The sequence below is a fragment of the Burkholderia sp. AU4i genome (assembly GCF_000466765.1).
Classification (GTDB): Bacteria; Pseudomonadota; Gammaproteobacteria; order Burkholderiales; family Burkholderiaceae; genus Burkholderia; species Burkholderia cepacia.
Window position 1 is genome coordinate 1 of the sequence record NZ_ASSI01000286.1, and the last position, 6,010, is coordinate 6,010.

Annotated in this window: 4 protein-coding genes; 1 reads left to right on the forward strand and 3 read right to left on the reverse strand. The window is 68.8% G+C overall.

Annotated features, from left to right (window positions below; genetic code table 11):
• The 3 genes from L810_RS40660 to L810_RS40670 form a co-directional block, all read right to left on the reverse strand.
• On the reverse strand, nucleotides 1-958 hold a 958-nt coding region (locus tag L810_RS40660; protein WP_042978228.1), incomplete at its 3' end, for a TolC family protein.
• Nucleotides 955-4,128 (reverse strand): efflux RND transporter permease subunit, encoded by a 3,174-nt coding sequence (locus L810_RS40665; RefSeq protein WP_021163949.1) that lies wholly within the window; start codon nucleotides 4,126-4,128, stop codon nucleotides 955-957. The genes L810_RS40665 and L810_RS40660, both read right to left, overlap by 4 nt.
• Before the next feature lie 13 nt (nucleotides 4,129-4,141).
• Nucleotides 4,142-5,380 carry an efflux RND transporter periplasmic adaptor subunit gene (locus L810_RS40670; RefSeq protein WP_042978227.1) on the reverse strand — a complete coding sequence of 413 codons (1,239 nt, stop codon included), beginning with the start codon at nucleotides 5,378-5,380 and terminating at the stop codon, nucleotides 4,142-4,144.
• Nucleotides 5,381-5,460: 80 nt separating this feature from the next.
• Here L810_RS40670 and soxR point away from each other — a divergent pair, with 80 nt between their 5' ends.
• Nucleotides 5,461-5,940 carry a redox-sensitive transcriptional activator SoxR gene (gene soxR / locus L810_RS40675; RefSeq protein ID WP_021163951.1) on the forward strand — a complete coding sequence of 160 codons (480 nt, stop codon included), beginning with the start codon at nucleotides 5,461-5,463 and terminating at the stop codon, nucleotides 5,938-5,940.
• The last annotated feature ends 70 nt before the right edge of the window (nucleotides 5,941-6,010 follow it).

Here is a 6,010-nt window from a genome sequence, read left to right on the forward strand (position 1 = left end):
CGGCGGCCGCGACGTCGGGCCGGCGCCGCAGCAGGTCGCCCGGCGTGCCGGGATCGATGTCGGCGGCCAGCACCGGCAGCGGCACGGGCGTGCCCGCCGACGCGGCGGCCCTCGGGAGATCGAAGCGGCCGATCAGCGCATCCGGCGTCTGCCCGGTCAGCACCGCGAGCCGGTGCTCGTCGACGCCGATCGCCGCCTCGTACACGGCGATCCGCGACGTCGTCGATTCGTACTGCGCGCGCGCCCGCGCCGCATCGAGTTCGGAGCCACGCCCCGCGCCGACGCGCGCATTGATCAGCGCGAGCGTCTGCTTCTGGTTGTCGGCGTTCTCGCGTGCGATCCGCAGCCGCTCCTGCGAGCCGCGCAGGTCGACGTACGTGCTCGCCACCTCGCCGGCGATCGCGACGCGCACCGCGCGCACGTCCGCCGCGCTGGCGGCCGTCTCCGCGCGCTGCGACTCGATCGAACGACGCACGCGACCGAACAGGTCGAGTTCCCACGCCGCATTGATCCCGACGCTGGACGTCGGCGTATCGCGCTGGCTGCGCGGCGCCCCGAACGCCTGGTCCTTGCTCATCAGCTGATGGCCGATCTTCCCGCTCGCGGTGATCGTCGGGTAGCGGTCGAACGTGGCCTGTGACAGCAGCGCATTCGATGCGTCGTAGCGCGACACGGCGACCTGGAGATCCTGGTTCGCCGCGAGCGCCGTGTCGATCAGCTGCGTCAGCTGCGGATCGCCGAAACCGCGCCAGAATGCGGCATCGGCATCGGCCGACGCGTCCGGCGGCGTATCCGGCGTCTTGCCGGACGGCAACGCGTCGCGCTGCGCCGCCGGATGCGCGTCGCGGGCAAACCGCTCGGCCGTGGCCGTATCGGGCCGCCTGAAATCGGGGCCGACCGCGCATGCGGCGAGCGTCACCGACATCGCGAGCGCGGAAAGACGGAAAGCGGCGCTCATCGGTTTTCTCCTTCGAGGGTGCCGTGGTGTTCGCTCCACACGGCCGGCGTGCCGCCCGCGAGCTTGCGGATCGCCACATAGAACACGGGCGTCAGGAACAGCCCGAACAGCGTGACGCCGAGCATCCCCGCGAACACGGTGATGCCGGTGGCGGCCCGCACTTCGCTGCCCGCGCCGCCGCCGATCAGGAGCGGCACCGAACCCGCGATGAACGCGACCGACGTCATCACGATCGGACGCAGCCGCAGCTTGCACGCTTCCAGCGCGGACTCGATCACGCCCTTGCCCTGGATTTCCAGCTCGCGCGCGAACTCGACGATCAGGATCGCGTTCTTGCACGCCAGCCCCATCAGCACGACGAGCCCGACCTGCACGAACACGTTGTTGTCGCCCCCCGACAGCCACACACCGAACAGTGCCGCACAGATGCACACGGGCACGATCAGGATCACCGCGAGCGGCAGCGTCCAGCTCTCGTACAGCGACGCGAGCACGAGGAACACGAGCATCACCGCGAGCGGGAACACGACGATCGCCGCGTTGCTCTGCGTGACCTGCTGGTAGCTGAGGTCGGTCCACTCGAGCACGATCCCCGGCGGCAGCACGTCCTTCGCGATCTGCTGCAGCTTCTCGATCGCCTGCGACGACGACATCACCTTCGGATCGGCGTCGCCGATCAGGCTGGCGGCCGGATAGCCGTTGTAGCGGACGACCGGGTCGGGCCCGTACGCGGGCGCCACCGTCACCATCGAGCCGATCGGCACCATCTCGCCCTTCGCGTTGCGCGTGCGCAGGTTCGCGATATCGGCGGCCGTCTGCCGGTGGCCGGCATCCGCCTGCGCCATCACGCGGTACACGCGGCCGAACAGGTTGAAGTCGTTCACGTACATCGAGCCGAGATAGACCTGCAGCGTACTGAACAGGTCGGTCAGCGCGACGCCCTGCGCCTTCGCCTTCAGCCGGTCGACCTTCACCTCGAGCTGCGGGATGTTCGCCTGGTACGAGCTGACCGGGTAGCTCATCCCCGGCGTCTTCGCGACCGCGGCCTGGAACGCGGTGAGCGCGTTCTGCAATGCGCCGTAGCCGAGCCCGCCGCGATCCTCCAGGTACAGCGAATACCCCGAGCCGTTGCCGAGGCCCTGGATCGGCGGCGGCATCAGCGCATAGGTGATGCCGCCGCCGATGGTCGCGAAGCGTGCGTTCAGGTCCGCGTTGATCTGCGCGGCGCTGCGATGGCGCTGGTCGAACGGCTTCAGGATCACGTACGAGTTCGTGATGTTCGGCGTGTTCACGCCCTGCAGCGCATTCAGCCCGGCAAACGCCGGCACCATCTCGACACCGTCGGTGCCGAGCGCGATCTTCGTCATCTGCTCGGTCACTTCGCTGGTGCGCGCCAGCGACGCGCCTTCCGGCAGCTTCGCGCCCGCGAACAGGTACAGCTTGTCCTGCACCGGGATGAAGCCGCCCGGCACCGCATTGAGCAGTAGCGCGGTCGCCCCGAGCAACGCCGCATAGACCGCGAACACCACCCCGCGCCGCTTCAGCGTGCGCGAGACGACGCCGTGGTAGCGGTCCGAGCTGCGGTCGAAGAAGCGGTTGAACGGACGGAACAGCCAGCCGAACGCGCGGTCGAGCCCGCGCGTGAGCGCATCCTTCGGCGCGCCGTGCGGACGCAGCAGCTTCGCGGCGAGCGCGGGCGACAGCGTCAGCGAGTTGATCGCGGAGATCACCGTCGAGATCGCGATCGTCACCGCGAACTGCCGGTAGAACTGCCCCGTGACGCCCGACATGAACGCCATCGGCACGAACACCGCGCACAGCACGAGCGCGATCGCGACGATCGGCCCCGACACCTCGCGCATCGCCTGGTGCGCGGCGTCGCGCGGGCTCAGGCCCTGCGCGATGTTGCGCTCGACGTTCTCGACGACCACGATCGCATCGTCGACCACGATCCCGATCGCGAGCACGAGCCCGAACAGCGTCAGCGTGTTGATCGAATAGCCGAGCAGATAGAGCCACGCGAACGTGCCGACCACCGAGACGGGCACCGCGACGAGCGGAATGATCGACGCACGCCACGTCTGCAGGAACAGGATCACGACGAGCACGACCAGCACGACGGCCTCGATCAGCGTGTGCTGCACCGCGCGGATCGAATCGCGCACGAATACCGTCGGATCCCACACGGGACGGTACGCGACGCCGGGCGGGAAGCGCTTCGACAGTTCGTCGAACTTCGCATACACGGCCTTCGCGACTTCGAGCGCGTTCGCCCCCGGCGACAGGAAGATGCCGACCACGGCCGATTGTTTGTCGTTGAAGTACGAGCGCAGCGTGTAGTCGCCCGCGCCGAGCTCGACGCGCGCGACATCGGACAGCTTCACGACCTGGCCGTCGTCGCCGTTGCGCAGCACGATGTCGCCGAACTCCTGCGCCGTGCGCAGCCGGCCGCGCACGTTGATCGACAGGAGGAAGTCGTTTTTCTTCGGCGTCGGCTCCGCGCCGAGCTGGCCGGCCGACACCTGCACGTTCTGCTCGCGCACGGCGGCGATCACGTCGCTCGCGGTCAGCCCGCGCGACGCGAGCCGGTTCGGGTCGAGCCACAGCCGCATCGCGTAGTCGCCGGAGCCGGACAAGCCGACGTCGCCGACACCGGTCAGCCTCGACAGCTCGTCCTTCACGTGCAGCGTCAGGTAGTTGCGCAGGTACAGCGAATCGCGGCTGTTGTCCGGCGAATAGAGGCTCACGTACATCAGCGGCGTCGGCGACTGCTTCTGCGTGGTCACGCCGTACTGACGCACCTCGTCGGGCAGGCGCGACAGCGCCTGGCTCACGCGGTTCTGCACGCGCACGGCGGCCGTGTCGGGATCGACGCCCTGCAGGAACGTGACGACGACCTGCAGGCTGCCGTCCGACCCGGCAACCGACTTCATGTACATGATGCCTTCGACACCGTTGATCGCCTCTTCCAGCGGTTCGGCGACCGATTCGGCGATTTCCTTCGGGTTCGCGCCCGGGTACGTCGCCCGCACGACGACGCTCGGCGGCACGACTTCCGGGTATTCGCCGGCGGGCAGCATCGGAATCGAGATCAGGCCGATCGCGAAGATGACGATCGACAGCACGACCGCGAAGATCGGCCGGTCGATGAAGAATCGGGAGAAATCCATCGTATCGCTCCCGTCACTGCGCGGCCGGCGCGCCGGCATCGGCGACGGCCTGCGTACGGTTGCCCGATCCGCTGCCCGGCTCGTTGCCCGTGCCATTACCAGCACCGGCATCGGCGCGGGCGGGGAGTGCCTTCGGCTTCACCTGCGCGCCCGGATAGTAGATCCGCTGCATGCCGTCGACGACCACGCGGTCGCCCGCCTGGATCCCCTTCTCGATGATCCGCTCGCCGTCCAGCCCGCGGCCGATCGTCACGTCACGGCGCAGTGCCTTGTCGCCGGGGCCGATCACATAGACGTACTTACGGTCCTGGTCGGTGAGCACGGCCTTGTCGTCGACGAGCAGCGCATCCTGGTCGCGGCCGCTGACGAGCTGCACGCGCGCATACAGGCCGGGCGTAAACGCATGGTCCGCATTCGGCAGCCGCACGCGCGCGCGGATCGTGCCCGTCTGCGGGTCGAGACGGTTGTCGAGGAAATCGACGGTGCCCGCATGCGGGAAGCCCGTCTCGTTCGCGAGGCCCACGCGAACCGGATCGGCGCCGATCGCGCGATGCGTCGGGTCGGCACGCCGTGCGTTGTAGCGCAGGTAGCTCTGTTCGTCGCAGTCGAAATACACGTAGACGGGGTTCTGCGACACGACGGTCGTCAGCAGCGTGTCGTCCGCGCGCGCCAGATTGCCGACGGTGGCGACCGCGCGGCCGACGCGGCCCGCGATCGGCGCGCGCACTTCGGTGAAACCGAGATTGAGCTTCGCATCGGCGACGGCCGCATCGGCCGCCTGCAGGTCCGCCCGCGCCTGCTCGGCCGTGGCGCGCGCGTTGTCGAGTTCTTCCTGCGACGTCGCATGCGCATCGATCAGCGTCTGCACGCGCTTGAGCTGCACGTTCGCGAGGCTCGCGGCCGCGCGGGCCCGCTGCAGCTGCGCGTTCGCGCGATCGAGTGCGATCCGGTACGGGCGCGGGTCGATCTCGAACAGCAGCGCGCCCTGCGCGACCAGGTCGCCCTCCTTGTAGGCGACGCGCTGCAGATAGCCGCTCACGCGCGGCCGCAGTTCGACTGCGTCGACCGCTTCGACGCGTCCGTTGAATTCGTCCGCGAGGCGGATCGTGCGCGGTGCGATGGTGGCAACGCCGACTTCGGGAAGGGCCGGGGCCGACGGTGCGCCTTTGCCGTCGTGACAGCCCGACAACGCCAGCAGCAGTGCACAAGCCGCGCCCAAAGGCGACGTCCTGCGTAGGGATAAGGAGAGCATGATGCCTCGCGACGGGTTAAACTGGCGCGTAGCATAAAAGTTGAAGTTAACTTCAAGTCAAGCTTTCCCGGAGGGGTGTCATGGGTATCCAGGAAATCCCGCAATGGCCGCTGATGTCGATTCGCGAAGTGGCCGCGCGCAGCGGCGTGCCGGCGTCGACATTGCGGTTCTACGAGACGCGCGGGCTCATCAAGTCGCACCGCAACGGCTCGAGCCATCGCCACTATTCGCGCGCGGTGCTGCGGCTGATCGCGTTCATCGTGTTCGCGCAGAAGATCGGCTATTCGCTCGACGAGATCGCCGAGCAGCTCGTCAGCCTGCCCGAGGACACCGCGCCGAGCAACAAGGATTGGCAGCGGCTGTCGCGCGGCTGGAAACAACGCGTCGCGAGCCGGATCGAGGAGCTGCAGCGGCTCTACATCAACCTCGACGAATGCATCGGCTGCGGCTGCCTGTCGCTGAAGCGCTGCAAGCTGACGAACCCGGAAGACCGCGCGGGCCGCAACGGGCCCGGCGCGCGGCGCTGGCTCGGCGATGCGCCGCCCACGGACCTCGAATGACCGACGGCCGGGCGAGGCGCGCGACGCCGTGCCCGGCCGCCGGTACGGATGGCGTCACCCGACGCGCCAG

What these genes read in the sequence shown, in the direction of transcription:
- soxR (WP_021163951.1), top strand. Translation starts at nt 5,461, where the DNA reads ATGGGTATCCAGGAAATCCCGCAATGGCCGCTGATGTCGATTCGCGAA.
- L810_RS40670 (WP_042978227.1), bottom strand. Translation starts at nt 5,380, where the DNA reads ATGCTCTCCTTATCCCTACGCAGGACGTCGCCTTTGGGCGCGGCTTGT.
- L810_RS40665 (WP_021163949.1), bottom strand. Translation starts at nt 4,128, where the DNA reads ATGGATTTCTCCCGATTCTTCATCGACCGGCCGATCTTCGCGGTCGTG.